The sequence below is a fragment of the Corynebacterium vitaeruminis DSM 20294 genome (genome assembly GCF_000550805.1).
Taxonomy (GTDB): Bacteria; Actinomycetota; Actinomycetes; order Mycobacteriales; family Mycobacteriaceae; genus Corynebacterium; species Corynebacterium vitaeruminis.
This window is the reverse complement of the sequence record NZ_CP004353.1, coordinates 529938-546044: the sequence shown is the minus strand read 5'-3', so window position 1 is coordinate 546044 and position 16107 is coordinate 529938. Positions and strand designations below refer to the sequence as shown.

Annotated in this window: 16 protein-coding genes and 1 pseudogene; 3 read left to right on the top strand and 14 right to left on the bottom strand. The window is 67.1% G+C overall.

Annotation, left to right across the window (positions count from 1 at the left end; translation table 11 throughout):
- Window positions 1–47: 47 nt before the first annotated feature.
- Complete coding sequence (locus B843_RS02660; RefSeq protein ID WP_025251977.1) at window positions 48–953, bottom strand: LysR family transcriptional regulator; 906 nt, start codon at window positions 951–953, stop codon at window positions 48–50.
- 99 nt (window positions 954–1052) lie between these two features.
- Here B843_RS02660 and B843_RS02655 point away from each other — a divergent pair, with 99 nt between their 5' ends.
- On the top strand, window positions 1053–1967 hold the full coding sequence (locus tag B843_RS02655) for an EamA family transporter (RefSeq protein ID WP_025251976.1): 915 nt from the start codon (window positions 1053–1055) through the stop codon (window positions 1965–1967).
- An 88-nt stretch (window positions 1968–2055) separates the two neighbouring features.
- Here B843_RS02655 and B843_RS02650 read toward each other — a convergent pair whose 3' ends face one another.
- Both B843_RS02650 and guaB read right to left on the bottom strand, forming a co-directional pair.
- Window positions 2056–3198: a GuaB3 family IMP dehydrogenase-related protein gene (locus B843_RS02650; RefSeq protein WP_025251975.1), complete on the bottom strand. Its 1143-nt coding sequence runs from the start codon at window positions 3196–3198 to the stop codon at window positions 2056–2058.
- Window positions 3199–3411: 213 nt separating this feature from the next.
- The gene (guaB, locus tag B843_RS02645; RefSeq protein WP_025251974.1) at window positions 3412–4932 is read right to left on the bottom strand and encodes an IMP dehydrogenase; all 1521 of its coding nucleotides are present in this window, start codon (window positions 4930–4932) and stop codon (window positions 3412–3414) included.
- 242 nt (window positions 4933–5174) lie between these two features.
- Between guaB and B843_RS02640 the strand changes: the two genes are divergently transcribed.
- The gene (locus tag B843_RS02640; protein ID WP_025251973.1) at window positions 5175–5552 is read left to right on the top strand and encodes a DUF5319 domain-containing protein; all 378 of its coding nucleotides are present in this window, start codon (window positions 5175–5177) and stop codon (window positions 5550–5552) included.
- A 46-nt stretch (window positions 5553–5598) separates the two neighbouring features.
- On the opposite strand, the gene B843_RS02635 is transcribed toward B843_RS02640, so the two are convergent.
- Together B843_RS02635 and B843_RS02630 are read right to left on the bottom strand one after the other, a co-directional pair.
- Window positions 5599–6483 carry a superantigen-like protein SSL4 gene (locus tag B843_RS02635; protein ID WP_025251972.1) on the bottom strand — a complete coding sequence of 295 codons (885 nt, stop codon included), beginning with the start codon at window positions 6481–6483 and terminating at the stop codon, window positions 5599–5601.
- Window positions 6480–7050, bottom strand: a pseudogene (locus B843_RS02630) (sigma-70 family RNA polymerase sigma factor). Before B843_RS02630 ends, B843_RS02635 begins: the two are co-directional and overlap by 4 nt.
- Before the next feature lie 507 nt (window positions 7051–7557).
- On the opposite strand from B843_RS02630, the gene B843_RS02625 reads away from it, so the two are divergent.
- Window positions 7558–7860, top strand: a complete 303-nt coding sequence (locus B843_RS02625; protein WP_025251971.1) for a WhiB family transcriptional regulator — start codon at window positions 7558–7560, stop codon at window positions 7858–7860.
- A 58-nt stretch (window positions 7861–7918) separates the two neighbouring features.
- Here the strand turns inward: B843_RS02625 and groL are convergent, their stop codons facing one another.
- The 9 genes from groL to tsaE all read right to left on the bottom strand — a co-directional run bounded on the left by groL (window position 7919) and on the right by tsaE (window position 16103).
- On the bottom strand, window positions 7919–9535 hold the full coding sequence (gene groL, locus B843_RS02620) for a chaperonin GroEL (RefSeq protein ID WP_025251970.1): 1617 nt from the start codon (window positions 9533–9535) through the stop codon (window positions 7919–7921).
- A gap of 18 nt (window positions 9536–9553) precedes the next feature.
- Complete coding sequence (gene groES, locus B843_RS02615; RefSeq protein ID WP_025251969.1) at window positions 9554–9850, bottom strand: co-chaperone GroES; 297 nt, start codon at window positions 9848–9850, stop codon at window positions 9554–9556.
- A gap of 230 nt (window positions 9851–10080) precedes the next feature.
- Entirely contained in the window at window positions 10081–10512 is a 432-nt protein-coding gene (locus B843_RS02610; protein ID WP_025251968.1) for a hypothetical protein, read from the bottom strand.
- A 167-nt stretch (window positions 10513–10679) separates the two neighbouring features.
- The gene (tsaD, locus tag B843_RS02605) at window positions 10680–11738 is read right to left on the bottom strand and encodes a tRNA (adenosine(37)-N6)-threonylcarbamoyltransferase complex transferase subunit TsaD (RefSeq protein ID WP_025251967.1); all 1059 of its coding nucleotides are present in this window, start codon (window positions 11736–11738) and stop codon (window positions 10680–10682) included.
- An 84-nt stretch (window positions 11739–11822) separates the two neighbouring features.
- A complete protein-coding gene (gene rimI / locus B843_RS02600; RefSeq protein WP_034649017.1) occupies window positions 11823–12326 on the bottom strand; it encodes a ribosomal protein S18-alanine N-acetyltransferase in 504 nt (167 codons plus the stop codon).
- Window positions 12326–12994, bottom strand: a complete 669-nt coding sequence (gene tsaB / locus B843_RS02595) for a tRNA (adenosine(37)-N6)-threonylcarbamoyltransferase complex dimerization subunit type 1 TsaB (protein ID WP_025251965.1) — start codon at window positions 12992–12994, stop codon at window positions 12326–12328. The genes rimI and tsaB overlap by 1 nt, the downstream gene beginning before the upstream one ends.
- Before the next feature lie 55 nt (window positions 12995–13049).
- Window positions 13050–13532, bottom strand: coding sequence for a hypothetical protein (locus B843_RS02590; RefSeq protein WP_025251964.1), 483 nt, complete (start codon window positions 13530–13532; stop codon window positions 13050–13052).
- A gap of 174 nt (window positions 13533–13706) precedes the next feature.
- Window positions 13707–15311: an aspartate:alanine exchanger family transporter gene (locus B843_RS02585; protein ID WP_025251963.1), complete on the bottom strand. Its 1605-nt coding sequence runs from the start codon at window positions 15309–15311 to the stop codon at window positions 13707–13709.
- A gap of 300 nt (window positions 15312–15611) precedes the next feature.
- Window positions 15612–16103: a tRNA (adenosine(37)-N6)-threonylcarbamoyltransferase complex ATPase subunit type 1 TsaE gene (gene tsaE, locus B843_RS02580; protein WP_025251962.1), complete on the bottom strand. Its 492-nt coding sequence runs from the start codon at window positions 16101–16103 to the stop codon at window positions 15612–15614.
- Window positions 16104–16107 lie beyond the last annotated feature (4 nt).

The following is a 16107-nucleotide window of genomic DNA, read 5'->3' as shown; positions in this document are numbered from 1 at the left end:
AAGTCACATTTTCATTTCGCTTGTCGACGCCTATCGGCGCCGCACCCCTAGGTCTCCGCCTGTAGCCTCTTGGTCACCTCGGCCAGCGCGTCGCAGAACGCGACGATCGCGGGATGGTTCTCCCGGCCCGGTCTCGTCGCGGTGAACAGGACGCGCCCGGGGTCGCCGGGCAGCGCGCGCACGGCCACGCGCTCGGGGAAGCGCCCGACGATGAGCGAGGGCAGGATCGCGATGGCGCGCCCCTGCCCCACGATCTGCAGCGCCAGGAGCGGGTCGGGAGACTCGATGAAGGTCCTCGGCTCGAAGCCCGCCGACTGGCACACGCTCCACGTGAACTGGCCAGCCGCGGACCCCTTGGGATCGATGATCCACGGGAAGCCCGCCATCTGCGCCAGCGGCAGCGGCGCCGAGAACTCCCCTTTCGTGGGCTGGACGAGCAGCAGGGGCTCGGTGTGGAAGTCCCGGCGGACGAGCCCCCTGCCGCCGATGGGCCGGGTGCCGGGGAACTGCTCGCCGATGCACACGTCGACCTCGTGGTCGAGAAGCGACTCGATGCCGTCGAGCACCTCGCGCTGGATGAACTCGACGTGGAGGTCCGGGTAGCGCTCGGCGAGCACGGCGACGGTCTCGGGGATGAGCGCCACGAGCACCGTCTGAAAGCTCGCGACCTTGATGGTGCCGACCACCGGGCCGGTTCGCGCGAGCGCGGACTCCGCCTCGTCGGCGAGCGTGAGGATCCGCTCGGCGTAGCCCGCCAGCGTCCTGCCCGCGTCGGTGAGGACCACTCCTCTGCCCGCCTTCTCGAGCAGCGCGTGGCCGGTTTCCTTCTCCAGCTGGCTGAGCTGCTGGCTCACGGCCGAGTGCGTGTAGTGGAGGACGTCGGCGACCGCGCCGACGGTGCCGAGCCGTTCCAGCTCGTAGAGCATGCGCAGCCGGGAGAGGTTGAGCGCCATGGGGTTCCTTCCGCCCGGAAAATGATTAAGTACTTCTACATAATATCGGAAATAAAGGGTTGCTAGACTTAACTATCAATTTGCTCCACTATGAGAACTATGAGTTTCACCCCGAAGGCGTCGGCAAGCAACGTGCCAACGACCGGCGTCCTCCTTGTCATCGGCTCCTGCGTCTCCTTGCAGATCGGCGCGGCGTTCGCGACCCAGCTGTTCCCGCACGCCGGTTCGTTTGGCACCACCTTCTTTCGGCTGTTCATCGCTGGCCTCATCATGATCGCCGCGGCGCGGCCCAACGTGCGCGCCTGGGACGCCACCCAGTGGCGCGCGGTCGTCCTATTCGGGCTCAGCCTCGGGTTCATGAACAGCTTCTTTTACGCCGGCATCGCCCGCATCCCGCTGGGCACGGCCGTGACCATCGAGTTCATCGGCCCGCTCCTGCTCTCGGCGTTCCTGTCACGCTCCGCCCGCGACCTTGTGTGGGTCGCGCTCGCCGCGGTCGGCCTCGCTCTTTTGGGCTACCAGTCGCTGACTGAGACCGCGCTCGACCCGATGGGCGTGCTCTTCGTTCTGTGCGCGGGGGCGTTCTGGGCGTGCTACATCCTCACCTCGGCGCGCGCGGGCAAGGCGGTCGAGGGCACGGGCGGGTTGGCCGTCGCGATCTTCATCGGCTCGTTCGTCCCCATGCCGTTCGGCATCGCCAAGGCGCACGTCGTGCTCGCCGATCACCGGCTGTTGCTCCTCGCGGTCGGCACCGGCATCCTCGCCTCGGTGCTGCCGTACCTGTTCGAGTTCCTCGCGTTGCGACGCATGCCGTCGAACGTCTTCAGCATCCTGCTCTCCCTCGAGCCCGCCATCGCCGCCATCGCCGGGTGGATCCTGCTCGGCCAGCCCATCGGGTTGTTCGGCGGGATCGCGGCGGTGCTCGTCATCAGCGCGAGCATCGGGATCACCACGTCCTCGAACCGCCGCGCGAGGCTCGAGGCGCAACCGGCGTTGCAGCCGGTCACGGCGTAGGACTCGACCTAGGGAAACGCGAAGCCCCGAGGCTCCTTCGAGCCTCGGGGCTTCCTGCGCGCGGGAACACCACACGCACTTGCGCGGGTTAGTACGCGATCGTCAGCTCCACCTTCTGGAAGCTCTTGAGGTCGGTGTAGCCGCACTTGGCCAGCGCGCGGCGCAGGCCGCCGACGAAGTTCTCCTCGCCGAAGACGTTGGCCGAGGGTCCGTGGAGGATGACCTCGAGGCTGGAGCGCTCGTCGCCGGCGATGCCGGTGGTGCCCACGATGCCGCGCGGGAAGCGCGGGTGGGCGGCAGAGGCCTGCCAGTAGATGCCGCCAGCCGCGGCCTCGGTGGCCCGCGCCAGCGGCTCGCCGAGCACGACGGCGTCCGCGCCGCACGCGATCGCCTTGACCGCATCGCCGGAGTTCTCGATGGAGCCGTCGGCGATGACGTGGACGTAGCGACCGCCGGTCTCGTCAAGGTAGTCGCGGCGCGCGGCGGCGACGTCGGCGATCGCCGAGGCCATCGGGGTGTCGATGCCGAGCGCGATGTCGTTGGTGTTCGAGCCGCCGCCGACGATGATGCCCACCGCGCCGGAGCGCATGAGGTGCAGCGCGGTGTTGTAGGTGGTCACGCCGCCCGCGATGACGGGCACGTCGAGGGAGCCGATGAACTCCTTGAGGTTGAGCGGCTCCCCGCCGGTCTCCACGTGCTCGGCGGAGACGATGGTGCCCTGGATGACGAGGATCTCCACGCCCGCCTTGATGATGGCCGGGGCCAGCTCGCGGACGTTCTGCGGCGAGACGCGGGCCGCCACGGTCGCGCCCGCCGCGCGGACCTGCGCGATGCGCTCGGTGAGCAGCTCCATGTCGATCGGCGCCGCGTGCAGCTCCTGCAGCTTGCGGGTGGCGCGGGTGTTCGCCGCCGGGTCGAGGTCGTCGGTGCCGTAGGCCTCCACCACGCTCGCGATGGCCGCCTCGAGGTCCGCGTGGCGTCCCCACAGGCCCTCGGCGTTGATGACGCCGAGCCCGCCCTGCTTGTCCATCTCGATGATGAACTCCGGCGTGGCCAGTGCGTCGGTCGGGTGCGACATGAACGGGGTGTCGAAGGTGTAGGCATCGATGTGCCAGGTAGTGTCCACGTCCTTGGAAGAGCGGGTGCGGCGAGCCGGCAGCACCGAAATGGCGTCCAAGTCATAGGTGCGGCGGGCTTCACGCCCAATTCCAATTTCTACGTAGTCACGCATGACAAACTCATTTCCTTCAGGGAAGAGGTGTTAAGACAACAGCCATTAAGTCTACTCAGCCCCGCCCGCGCGGGCCTAGTCACAGTGACTAATTTGGCTGTGCATACAAGCATTTTCGCTTGTCGACGCCTTCGGCTTCGCAGCTTCTAGCCGTCGACACGCGAAAAAACCCAGGCCCCAACGCTGGGGACCCGGGTTTTGGCGTTTGAGCCCTTAGTGGTAGTTGGGGGCCTTGACCGTCTGCTGAATGTGGTGCGGGTGCGACTCGCGCAGGCCCGCGGAGGTGATCTGGACGAAGTGGGCCTGCTGCAGGTCGGCGATCGTGGCCGAACCGGTGTAGCCCATCGCCGCGCGCAGGCCGCCGACGATCTGGTGGGTGATCGAGCCGATCGGGCCGCGGAACGGCACCTGGCCCTCGATGCCCTCGGGCACCAGCTTGTCCTCGCTCTTGACGTCGGCCTGGAAGTAGCGGTCCTTGGAGTAGGACTTGCGCTCGCCGGAAAGACCGCGGCCCTGCATGGCGCCCATGGAGCCCATGCCGCGGTAGCGCTTGTACTGCTTGCCGTCGACCACGACGATCTCGCCTGGGGCCTCGGCGGTGCCGGCCAGCATGGAGCCGAGCATGACGGAGGAGGCGCCGGCGGCCAGCGCCTTGGCGACGTCGCCGGAGAACTGCATGCCGCCGTCGGCGATGATCGGCACGCCCGCGGCGTGTGCCGGGACGGAGGCCTCCATGATGGCGGTGATCTGCGGGGCGCCGACGCCCGCGACGACGCGGGTGGTGCAGATGGAGCCCGGGCCGATGCCGACCTTGATCGCGTCCGCGCCGGCCTCGATCATGGCCTTGGCCGCGGTGCGGGTGGCCAGGTTGCCGCCGATGACGTCGACCTTTTCGCCCCACTCCTTCTTGACCTTGGAGACCATCTCGAGCACGCCGCGGGAGTGCGCGTGCGCGGAGTCGACGACGAGGACGTCCACGCCCGCGTCAACCAGCGCGCCCGCGCGGGTCCACGACTCCTCGCCCACGCCGATGCCGGCGCCGACGAGCAGGCGGCCCTGGGCGTCCTTGGAGGCGTTCGGGTGCTGCTCGGTCTTGACGAAGTCCTTGACCGTGATGAGGCCGGTGAGCTTGCCCTGGGCGTCGACGATCGGCAGCTTCTCCACCTTGTTGGCGGACAGCAGGGACAGCGCCTCCTCCTTGGACACGCCCTCGTTGGCCACGACCAGCGGCATGGTGGTCATGATCTCGGAGACCTTGCGGTTGAAGTCCGGCTCGAAGCGCATGTCGCGGTTGGTGCAGATGCCCAGCAGCTTGCCGTCCTCGTCGACGACCGGCAGGCCGGAGATGCGGAAGCGGGCGCACAGGGCGTCGACCTCGGCGATGGTCATGTCGGGGCGGGCGGTGACCGGGTCGGTGACCATGCCGGACTCGGAGCGCTTGACGGTCTCGACGTGGCTGGCCTGCTCCTCGATGGACAGGTTGCGGTGCAGGATGCCGAGCCCACCCTCGCGCGCCATCGCGATGGCCATGCGGGACTCGGTCACGGTGTCCATGGCCGCAGAAATAATAGGAATGTTTAGGCTGATGTTGCGGGTGAGCTGAGTCTTGGTGGACACCTCGGACGGGATCACGTCGGAGGCGTCCGGCAGAAGCAGGACGTCATCAAAGGTCAGGCCCACGAGGGCTACCTTGTTCGAATCATCGCCACCAGTAGAAACTCGCTGCTGCGTCATCTATTTCCTCCTCGAAAAGGGCACCCCGTGCTCGCTTCAGGCAAGCGCGACGCACCCTTGCCTGCATCAATGTTTGATACAAGAGTAGTACTTCGCGCCCGTTACGGTGAATCCCGCCGCAAAAATGGGGGTCACGGCCCATTGCCGTGCTTGTCGACGGCCACAGGCGGGCAACCCGACCCTCATCGCGAGGGCCTCGCCCCGCTTGAAACTTCCAACTTCGGCCCTCTAGGGTAAGGAACGTGAACTTCGACTGGCAGATGCCCCGTGACCCCTTTGCAGACGACCCGAACGATCCCGCGTCGTTTCTCGAGGACGAAGAACCGTTGCCGCCGCTGACCGACGAGGAACGCGTCCAGATCGAACAGGACCTCAAGCTGGTGGCCGAGTTCAAGCGCGTGCTCTACCCGCGCGGAATCATGGGCGTCTTCTTCTACTGCGAGGACTGCCAAGAAAACCACTACTACGACTGGGATATCATGGCGGCCAACATGCGCTCGACGCTGGCCGGTGAGCTGAGCCCCGTCCACGAGCCCAGCGCCGAGCCCCGGCCCGAGGCCTACGTTCCCTGGGACTACTGCTTGGGCTACCTCGACGGGCTCGAGGCCCCTCGCTTCTAAGCAAAATCGGCGGCACCTCCTCTTTCGAGGCGGTGCCGCCGATTTTTTAGTTGAAGATCTCCGGCGGGTCGAGCGGAAGCTCGGGGTTGGTCGGGGTCACGCCCGGATCTGGGGTGTCCGTCGGCGCGGGCTGGACCGGGGTCGGGGTCTGCACCGGCGCGACCGGCGGGACGGGCGCGGGCTGGGTCTCGACCGGGGCGGGCTGCGGAGTGGCCGGATTCTGCGGGCTCGCCTCCGGCTCGGCGGTGGCCGTCACGGTGACCGCGGACGGGTCGCTCGGCGCGGGCTCGGTGACGGTGGTGGTCACCGTCTGCTTCTCGATGTTGTCTTGGCTGCGCTGGATGTCGCTTTCCGCCTGGGGGCGGTCCTTCGGCTTCATGCCCTTGACGATGTTGCGGGCCTCGTCCAGGAGCTGGCGCGCGCCTTCCTGGTCGCCCGCCTCGCTCTTCTTGTTGGCCTCCTCCAGCGTGGAGGCGAGCTCGATGACCGCCTGCTGAGAGGCGCCGCCGAAAAGCTTTTGGTTGAGGCCGTACAGCGGCGAATCGGTGCCCGCGGAAGAGATCGCCGTTCCCGCGCCCGCGATCACCAGCGTGGCGGCGGCCGCGCCGATGAGGCCCGAAGCCCAGTTGCTCAGGAGGCGGGTCTTGCGCTTTTCATCGAGGGAGGCCACGCCCGCTGCGGCGACAGGGAACTCGTCGGTGGCGGGGCCGGCGTCGATCCCGAGCTCGGCCAGCGAGGGCGGAGCGGGGACGTCGGCGGACAAAGACTCGTTGAAGTCGAGGAACAGATCGGCCAGCGGCTCGCTACCGCGCAAGGACTCATCTCCGGCTGCCAAAGCAGACAGAAACTCATCGTCCGCGTTCATCGGAGCGAGGAACTCCGTGACGGGGAGCTGCTCGGGGCTATCCTCCCCGAAACCACGATTCGTCATTGCGTGCTGGTCTCCTGCTTGAGTGCCTTGCGTAGCGTCGCAAGCGCGCGGTGCTGTGCCACACGGACTGCACCGGGCGTGCTGCCTACGATCTGTGCTGTTTCTTCTGCGCTAAGTCCCACGAACACTCGAAGGGTCAGTATTTCGCGTGACTTGTCACTTAATAAATCGAGCAGCTCCCGAACTTTGTTACTACCGTCACTGACCAGCGCATATTCTTCCGGAGTACGACTATCAACTTCAATATCGGGAACCTCGTCGGTGGGGTTCGACCGATCCCTAGCGAAGCTTCGGTGGGCGTCGGCCACCTTGTTGGAGGCGATGCCGTAGACGAAGGCCATGAAGGGGCGCCCCTGGTCCACGAAGTGGCCGATGCTCGTTGCCACGGCCAGGCAGATCTCCTGGGCGACGTCCTCCGCCGTGGGGTGCTTGCCGCCGGAGATGCGCGCACGCGCGTAGCGGAGGACGAGGGGGGTGGATGATGTTGATCACCCGTTGCAGCGCCCGACGATCGCCAGCGCTAGCCAGCGGCACGAGTTCCGCCAGCTCCTGCTCTCGATCGTTCACAACTTTATTCCTTAACGCTGATTGCCGGGGCCGCCATGATGAGCGCTCCCAGCAACGTCCCTGCATCGCCCTGCACTGGTGAGCCAAGGCGTTTTTGTACTCACACCAATATACCCGTCACGTGCGACATTCCTTCTTCGTGCACGTCGAGCACATCAAGCCCCTAACAGTAAACCAGCCGAATGCCGATCGCAGGCGGTTATTGAACTACGTTTTAATAACGACTCAGACGGGGGCAACGGAGGAAAAGTTAACCCAGACTTCACTTATTCAGAAAAGGCCTGTTCAGGGACGCGGGCGGCGGAGAGGTCGCGGGTAGAATCGTGATGTTTTTGCCTGCGCAACTGTGGCGAAAGCGGGGAGAAACCAGCTGTTTACTTTCCTTGTTCACACTGGTCAGCGCATTCACAAAGCGATGCGCACAGCACCTGCCCGAATCGGCGGGAGAAAAACTGCAGCACGGCACACCCTCAGGCGCCGGTGCACCATCAAGGAGAACTTAGGACTATGACCCAGCCAAACCTGCTTCCAGGACCGAATGCAGATTTTTGGGATTGGCAGCTTCGCGGCGCCTGCCGCGGAAAGAACTCAGAGGTCTTCTACCACCCGGACGGCGAGCGCGGCCGCGCGCGCATGCAGCGCGAGCTGCGGGCCAAGGCCATCTGCGACGCCTGCCCGGTCCTCCTCGCCTGCCGCGAGCACGCACTCAAGGTCGCCGAGCCCTACGGGATCTGGGGTGGGTTGTCCGAGTCGGAGCGCCAGCTCGTCCTGCGCAACCGCACCCGCAGCCGCCAGAAGGTCAGCGTCTAAGCACCAAAAACTGCCCGCCGGGGTCTTTGGCTCCCGGCGGGCAGTTTTTAGCGCTCTATTAGTGGTGGTGGTGACCAGCGGCGGCAGGCGGTGCTGCCTCCACCGGCTTCTCAACAACCGATGCCTCGGTCGTGAGCACCATGCGCGCCACGGAGGTGGCGTTGACGACTGCGGAGTGGGTGACCTTCACCGGATCGATGATGCCCTGCTCCAGCAGGTTGCCGTACTCCAAGGTCGCGGCGTTGAAGCCGGAGCCGTTGTCCATCTCGGAGATGCGGTTGACCACGACGGCGCCGTCGAGGCCAGCGTTGGCGGCGATCCAGAACGCCGGCTTTACCAGCGCGCGGGCCAGGGCCTCGACGCCCACCTTCGCATCGCCCTCGAAGCCCTCGGCGAACTCGTCGAGGCCAGCGGCGATCTGCACGAGTGCGGAGCCACCGCCAGCGATGACGCCCTCCTGCGCCGCTGCACGCGCGGCGTTGATGGCGTCCTCGACGCGCAGCTTGCGCTCGGAGACCTCGGTCTCGGTCGCGGCACCCACGCGGATGACGGCGACGCCGCCGGACAGCTTGGCGAGGCGCTCCTCGGCCTTCTCGCGGTCCCAGGTGGAGTCGGTGGAGGCGATCTCGCGGCGGATCTGCTCGCGGCGGGCCTCGATGGCCTCGGCCGTGCCAGCGCCGTCGACGATGATGGTCTCGTCCTTGGTCACGGTGACGCGGCGGGCGGTACCGAATACCTCCATGCCCGCCTCGTTCATGGTGACGCCAACCTCGGGGTCGATGACCGTGGCCGCGGTAACCACGGCGAGGTCATCCATGAACGCCTTGCGGCGCTCGCCGAAGTACGGGGACTTCACGGCGACGGCCTTGATCGTCTTGCGGATGGAGTTGACCACGAGCGTCTGAAGCGGCTCGCCCTCGACGTCCTCGGCGATGATGACGACCGGCTTGGAGGCCTCGACGACCTTCTCCAGCAGCGGGAGGAAGTCCGGCAGGGAGGAGATCTTGTTGCGCACGAGCAGGATCAGCGGGTCGTCGAAGACGGCCTGCTGGGAGTCCAGGTCGGTGATGAAGTACGGGGACAGGTAGCCCTTGTCAAAGGACACGCCCTCGGTAACGTCGAGGTAGGACTCGATCGACTGGGACTCCTCGACGGTGACGACGCCGTCCTTGCCCACCTTGTCCATCGCGGCGGCGACCATCTCGCCCACGACCTCGTCGCGGGAAGAAACAGTGGCGACGTTGGCGATGTCGGCGCTGGAGGAGACCTCGGTGGCGCGGGCCTTGAGCTCCTCGATGACCTTCTCGGCTGCGGCGGCGATGCCGCGGTTGAGCTCGATCGGGTTAGCGCCAGCTGCGACGTTGCGCAGGCCCTCGGTGATGAGCGCCTGGGCGAGCAGGGTCGCGGTGGTGGTGCCGTCGCCTGCGAGGTCGTTGGTCTTGACGGCGACGGACTTCACCAGCTGCGCGCCGAGGTTCTCGAACGGATCCTCGACGTCGATCTCGCGGGCGATGGTCACGCCATCGTTGGTCACGGTCGGAGAGCCGAAAGCCTTCTCCAAGACCACGTTGCGGCCGCGGGGGCCGAGGGTGACCTTGACGGCGTCAGCCAGCGTGTCCACACCCTTCAGGATTCCCTCGCGGGCCTCCTGGTTGAATGCAATCAGCTTTGCCATGGATGAATTACCGGCCTTTTACTTCTCGATGATCGCGAGCACGTCGCGGGAGTTGAGCAGCAGGTACTCCTGGCCGTTGTACTTCAGCTCGGTTCCGCCGTACTTGGAGAACACGACGGTGTCGCCGACCTTGATGTCCATGGGCACGCGGTCGTCGCCGTCGAAACGGCCCGGGCCTGCAGCGACGACGACGCCCTCCTGCGGCTTCTCCTTCGCGGAATCCGGGATGACCAGGCCGGAGGCGGTGGTGGTCTCAGCCTCGCTGATCTGGATGAGGATGCGATCCTCCAGGGGCTTGATGTTGACGTTAGCCACGATGTTCCTTTCGTGAATAAGAGGTTTCTTATTATGTGCCGGTTGCGTGCGTAGTCCAGCACAGCCGTCGTCGCGGGTGAACAACTGTGTGATTGACAACCTACTGGCACTCTACCCTCGCGAGTGCCAGCTCTCAACATTTTCCTCTCTGAGCGAACAATTGCGGCGGGCACCTTGGCGTCGATAAGCAAAAACCCGACGCGAACGCCGGGCTACACGTGGGGAACCTGCTAGTCGAAATTCAAACGGCCGAGGTTCTTCACCGCGCCGCGCCACAGCGCGTACTCCTCGGGGAGATCCTCCATGTAGTTGCGCACGGCGCGCATGCCGTCCTTGATGCGGTGGATATCGTTCTCGGTGATGTCGCCGCCCTCGGCGCCGACGAAGATGACCGGGCCGCACACGGCGCGCACGGGATCCGTAAAGAAGGCGGAGTCGCCGGTCTCGGCCTCGGAACGACCCAGCGACGCGACCGGGTTGGGCTCCGCGCCCTCCTTCTTCGCCGAGGCGGAGTACATCGCGGCGTAGGTGGTGCCGTCCTCCTGGAAGGCCACCGACAGGCGCCCGTCGGTCACCCCGCCCAGGAACTGCTGGGCGTGCGCGAGCTCGAAATCGATCAAACGGTGGGTGAGATCTGGGTTCACCAGAAAGCCTCGGGTCATGATGTCCTCCACGGAAACGGCGCGGCCGATCCTTCGTCGGCCACAGTTCATCTGGGAGCTAACCGCACAAAGACGCCGCCCGCCACCGGAGCACCAAGAGTTCACGCGGGAGTCACCTGGGCGCAACCTGGCGCCACCCCCGGCGCGGCCGGACCGCTGTGGTGGGGCTAGACCGCGGGCGCCGGGACCAGCGGAACCTCGACCTCCAGCGAGGTGTCGGTGCCGATGCGCAGCCCGGACGGCGCCGCGCCCTCGTGGATGAGCTGCGCGCCGACGGCCGCAATCATGACGCCGTTGTCCGTGCACAGCTTGAACCGCGGCACGCGCAGCTCGATGCCCTTGGACTCGCAGCGGCGGCGGGCCAGCTCGCGCAGGCGGGAGTTCGCGGCCACGCCACCGCCGAGCAGCAGCACCTTCGCGCCGGTGTCCTCGCAGGCGCGCACGGCCTTGGCGGTGAGCACGTCGCACACGGCCTCCTGGAAGGACGCGCACACGTCCTCGACGCTGATGACCTTGCCCGCGCGCTCGGCCGCCTCGACGTAGCGGGCGACCGCGGTCTTGAGCCCCGAGAAGGAGAAGTCGTAGCGGTGCGGGCCGCGCAGGTCGTCCTTCTTGGACAGCCCGCGGGGGAAGGCGATGGCCTTCTTGTTGCCGCGTGCGGCCAGCTTGTCGATGACCGGGCCGCCCGGGTAGCCGAGGCCCAAAAGGCGCGCGACCTTGTCGTAGGCCTCGCCCGCCGCGTCGTCGAGGGTGGAGCCGAGCTCCTTCATCGGCTTGCCCACGGCCTGGACCTCAAGGATCTGGGTGTGCCCGCCGGAGACGAGCAGCGCGACCGAGTGCGGCAGCTCCTCGCCCTCCAGCGTGGCGACGGCGACGTGCCCGCCCAGGTGATTGACGCCGTAAAAGGGGACGTCCCACGCCGCGGCGTAGGCCTTCGCGGCAGAGGCGCCGACGAGCAGCGCGCCCGCCAGCCCTGGGCCGACGGTGGCGGCGACGGCGTCGGGCTTGTCGATGCCCGCCTCGTCGAGCGCCGCGCGCATGACCGGCTGCATCGCCTCGAGGTGGGCGCGGGAGGCGATCTCCGGGACGACGCCGCCGAAGCGGGCGTGCTGCTCCATGGAGCTGGCCACGGAGTCGGCGAGGATGGTCATGGTGCCGTCGTCGGCGAGCTCGATGATGCCCACGCCGGTCTCGTCGCAGGAGGACTCGATTCCCAGGATAATCATGGGAATACAGTCTACTCACGCCCGCAAATTGGGTTCGCTTGTCCGCTTGTCGACGCCTACGGCGCCGAAACCGCGGGCACGAGCCTACTGCGGGTCAGGCTTTCCCGCCGGGCGCACCATCGTGAACGCGTCCGCGCCCGAGGGCTGATAGTAGCGCTTGCGCACGCCCATCTTCTGAAACCCGTAGGCCTCGTACAAGGCGATCGCCGGGTCGTTGTCGGTGCGCACCTCGAGGAACACCGGCCCGCCCATGAGGTCGGCCACGTGCATGAGGTTGTCCATGAGCAGTCGCGCGAGCCCGCGTCGCTGGTGGGCGGGGTCGACGCCGATGGTGTGGATCTCGAACTCCGGGTTCGTCTTGGGTCCCAGCATCGCCAGGCCCGCGTAGCCCGCCAGCACCGGCGCCTCCCCTTCCCCGCCGGGCAGCTCGACGCCGATGTAGAAGGAGTGCGGCTGAGCGAACTCGGAGCGGAAATCGGCGGCCGTCCACGGGTTGTCGCCGGGGAAGAGGATGCGCTCGAGCTCCTCGAGGCGGGCGGCGTCGGCGTCGTGAAGCTCCCGCAGGATCGCGTAGTCGGGGCTGGACATCAGTCGAGCTTCACGTCGGGGATCGCGGCCGAGCGCGGCTTCGCGGCTGGTTCCTTGGCGTCGGGACGCCGCAGGTACAGGGGCACGAGCGGGCCGGGGGTCTCCTCGAGGTCGGCGACGGCCACGAGCTTGAGCGGCAGCGGCTGGCTGTGCACGACCTCGGCGGCGCGGAGGCCTTCCGGCAGGCGGTCTACAAGCGCCGGGGTGATCGAGACGACGTCGTAGCCCACCTCGGTGGGCAGCTGCTCCGGCCGGACGACGTCGGGGCCTTCGACCCGCTCGCCCTTCTCGTAGCGCGCCCAGTAGACCTCCTTGCGGCGGGCATCGCTGGCCACGAGCGCCGAGCCCTCGAGGCCGTGGGCCGCGGCGTCGAGCGAGCAGACCCCGTGCACCGGGATGCCGAGGGCGTCGCCGAAGGCGGCGGCGGTGGCCATGCCCACGCGCAGGCCGGTGAACGGCCCCGGCCCGCAGCCGACGACGATGTGATCGACATCGGCCAGCTTTAGCTTTTCGTCGGCAAGCAAAGAAAGCGTCGTGGGGGTGAGCAGCTCATTGTGCTGGCGGCAGTCGGCGAGCACCGTCTCCCCGACCAGCTCCGTCGCGGCGCCAACCCGGACGAGCCCGACGATGAGGTCGGCGGTGGAGGTATCAATAGCAAGAACAAGCACGCTTACCCAGCCTAGTCCAGGCGGGCAAGCGTGCTTGTTTTGGAGTGGTGCGGGCTTAGGCGGCGAGCACCCAGGCGCCGGTGGCCGGGTCCTTCACGAACGGCACGATGTCGTACGCACGGTAGGTGCCCTGGCCCTGGCCAGCGCAGAGGTTGATGTCGCTCATCGCCATGCGGTCGTAGGTCAGGTCGCCGTTCTGATCGGCGAGAATCAGGTAGTTGTAGCCGTCCGGGACGCCGCTGTCGGCGAGGTTCATGCCGGAGACGTCGACGCCGAGGCGCGAGGAGAGCTCGTCGGTGGTCTCGCCCGGGCAGGCGACGGCGGCCGCGGTCTTATCCTCGCCGTAGATGTCGGCGAAGGCGACGCCGGTGGCGTTGAGGTTGTTGGCCGAGATGGCGTGCAGGGTCTTCTCCAGTGCGCCTTCCTGCGCGCTGACGGCGGTGCCGCTGTGCGCGACGCCGATCATGCCGGCGACGGCCAGCGCGAACAGGACGATGAGGGTGGTGAGAAGCTTCTTGGCAGTGGATCCGAGCTGCATTGTGGTGGTGACTCCTATTAGGGCTGTGGTTTCGCCATGACTTTCCAATACTCTAGCCGCACGCGTCCGGCACCGGCCGGTGAACCTGCCTAAACCGAGCTGTGCAGTTCCTGGCAAGTTGCTGTGGTGCTTGCTTTGCTTGTCGACGCCTAGCTCGCGGCCGGGTCATCGCAACTAGAGGAGCAGGAGCAGGAGGACCTGGCAGGCGATGATCTTGCCGATCATCGCGGTCGGGTACACGGTGGCGTATCCCCTCATGGCGAGATCCGTGCCGGTCTGGCCGTTGATGTAGGAGATCATGGCGGGGTTGGTGGTCGCCCCCGCCGCAACGCCCATGGCCTCGTCCCAGCGCAGCTTGAACAGCGGCATGCACACCGTCGCGCACACGAGCGCGGAGACGACGGTGACGACAAAACCCGCGGCCATGACCTTCAGCGAGTTGGGGTCGGTGAGCGCCGAGCGGAAGCCCACGCCCGCCGACGTGCCGACACCCGCGAGGAAGATGGCCAGGCCGAAGGTGGAGATAGTGCGGTTGGCGTGGTAGGGCAGCTGCCACTGCACGCGCCCGGAGCGGTTGAGCCAGCCCAGGATGAGGCCGGCGACGATCGGGCCGCCGCCGAAGCCGAGGGAGAGGGTGTTGCCTCCCGGCAGCGGGATCGGGATGAGCCCGATGAGCAGGCCGCCGAGCAGGCCGAGGAAGAACGGGAGCAGGTCGACGTCCGCGAGCGACTTCTCGCTGTCGCCTAAGAACTTCTTGACCTCGTCCATGCGGTTGGGCGGGGCGATGACGCGCACGCGGTCGGAGTACTGGAGGATGTCGTCCGCATCGGGGACGACGTCGGTGTCGCCGCGGCGCAGTCGGGCGATGATGAACCCGGAGCGCACGGTGTCGAGGTCGCCGATGCGGTGGCCGACGATGTTCTTGTTGGACACGGTCAGCCTGCGGTACTCGAGGTCGGTGTTTGCGAGCTCGACCTGGGCCAGCTCGCCGAGGGCGGCGACGGCGGTCTGCAGCGCCTCCGGGGTGCCGTTGATGATGAGCACCTGGCCCTCGTGGACGCGGTCGGTGGGGGCGGCGAGCACGTGGTGAGAGGCGCTGTGCACGACGCGGGTGGCGATGATGTCCGCGCCCGCGATGTCCGGCAGCTGCGCGACGGTGCCCGAGATGCCCGCGCCGATGCGCACGGCCGCCCACTCGAGCGGCTCGGAGATCATGCCCTCGTCGGCGGCGTCCTTGACGTGGTCGACCTTGAGCACCTTGGCGCCGATGGCGGCGACCAGAATGGTGCCGATGACCGCGCCCGGGTAGGCCAGCGAGTAGCTCACGACCGGCTCCGAGGCGACCGAGGGGTCCATGTCGTTGAGCATGGCGACGACCGCAGCCATACCCGGCGTGGAGGTCAGCGCGCCGGCGAACATGCCCGTGCCGAGCGGGGCGGAGAGCCCGAGCACCTTGGCGAACACCGCCGACAGCCCCACCATCGCCGCAAGCAGCGCGACCATGAACAGGGACAGGCGCCAGCCGCGGTGGCGGAACTCGGAAAAAAATTCCGAGCCGGCCGTCAGCCCGATGGCGTAGACGAACATCGCCAGACCCAGCTGGTAGAGCAGCGGCGGGAGCTGGAGGTCGGGCTCGATGGTGGACAGGGCCAGCGCCACGAAGAGCACGGCCGCGGCCCCCAGCGAGATGCCGAGGACGCGCACCTTGCCCAGCGCGAGCCCCACGGCGAGGATGAGGATGATTGTCAGCAGAGGTTGGCCCACGAGGAAGCTAATCATGCGGGAAACGATTCCTTCTGGTAGTGGTGGAGGAGGATTCGATCGCGCGAAGGCGACGTATCCCCGTCGAGCCTGCGTCAGGAGCACCCTCGTACCTGTGCTGAAGCGTGAAAGAACCCCTTGAAGCAAATGTTGCTTTAAGCCCGATTGTTTCCGCTTAATTGTCGCCCTGCTGGGAGAAAACGTCAACTTCCAAACGCAAACGCAAGAAATATCACATTTTTCGCGGCGGTTCTAGCCCGGCCGCGGCTGGGCACGAAAAAACGGGCGAGGCATCGCCCCGCCCGATCACCGCCGCGCCTACGACCTGCCGACCCACTTCCACTCCACGATGCGGGCCTCCGACTCCGGATCCTCCTCCACCGCCGTCGTGCGGTCGAAGGAGATGAGCAGGTAGCGATCGGCGATCTGTTCGACGAGCCCCCCGCCCCACTCGGCCACGACGACGGCCTCGTCGAGCTCGGTGTCGAGGTCGAGGGAGTCGAGCGCGCCCGAGGGGTCCTCGCTGCCCGCGTCGACGAGCCGATAGGCGTCGACATGCACGAGCGAAGGGCCGCCAACTAGGCTGCGGTGCTCGCGCGCGATGACGAACGTCGGCGACGTCACGCGACCCTTGACCTGCATGCCGCGCGCCAGCCCCTGCGTGAACGTGGTCTTGCCCGCCCCGAGCGGACCGTCGAGGATGAGCACGTCGCCCGCCTCAACCGCCCGGCCGATCCGCTCGCCGAGCGCTTGTGTGTCCTCGGCGCGCTCGAGGCGTTCGCGCCCTTCACGGGGAAAGGTGTCCTTCATCGCG

Coding starts and splice junctions, on each gene's coding strand:
- B843_RS02660 (WP_025251977.1), bottom strand. CDS start 953: ATGGCGCTCAACCTCTCCCGGCTGCGCATGCTCTACGAGCTGGAACGG.
- B843_RS02655 (WP_025251976.1), top strand. CDS start 1,053: ATGAGTTTCACCCCGAAGGCGTCGGCAAGCAACGTGCCAACGACCGGC.
- B843_RS02650 (WP_025251975.1), bottom strand. CDS start 3,198: ATGCGTGACTACGTAGAAATTGGAATTGGGCGTGAAGCCCGCCGCACC.
- guaB (WP_025251974.1), bottom strand. CDS start 4,932: ATGACGCAGCAGCGAGTTTCTACTGGTGGCGATGATTCGAACAAGGTA.
- B843_RS02635 (WP_025251972.1), bottom strand. CDS start 6,483: ATGACGAATCGTGGTTTCGGGGAGGATAGCCCCGAGCAGCTCCCCGTC.
- B843_RS02625 (WP_025251971.1), top strand. CDS start 7,558: ATGACCCAGCCAAACCTGCTTCCAGGACCGAATGCAGATTTTTGGGAT.
- groL (WP_025251970.1), bottom strand. CDS start 9,535: ATGGCAAAGCTGATTGCATTCAACCAGGAGGCCCGCGAGGGAATCCTG.
- B843_RS02610 (WP_025251968.1), bottom strand. CDS start 10,512: ATGACCCGAGGCTTTCTGGTGAACCCAGATCTCACCCACCGTTTGATC.
- tsaD (WP_025251967.1), bottom strand. CDS start 11,738: ATGATTATCCTGGGAATCGAGTCCTCCTGCGACGAGACCGGCGTGGGC.
- rimI (WP_034649017.1), bottom strand. CDS start 12,326: ATGTCCAGCCCCGACTACGCGATCCTGCGGGAGCTTCACGACGCCGAC.
- B843_RS02590 (WP_025251964.1), bottom strand. CDS start 13,532: ATGCAGCTCGGATCCACTGCCAAGAAGCTTCTCACCACCCTCATCGTC.
- B843_RS02585 (WP_025251963.1), bottom strand. CDS start 15,311: ATGATTAGCTTCCTCGTGGGCCAACCTCTGCTGACAATCATCCTCATC.
- tsaE (WP_025251962.1), bottom strand. CDS start 16,103: ATGAAGGACACCTTTCCCCGTGAAGGGCGCGAACGCCTCGAGCGCGCC.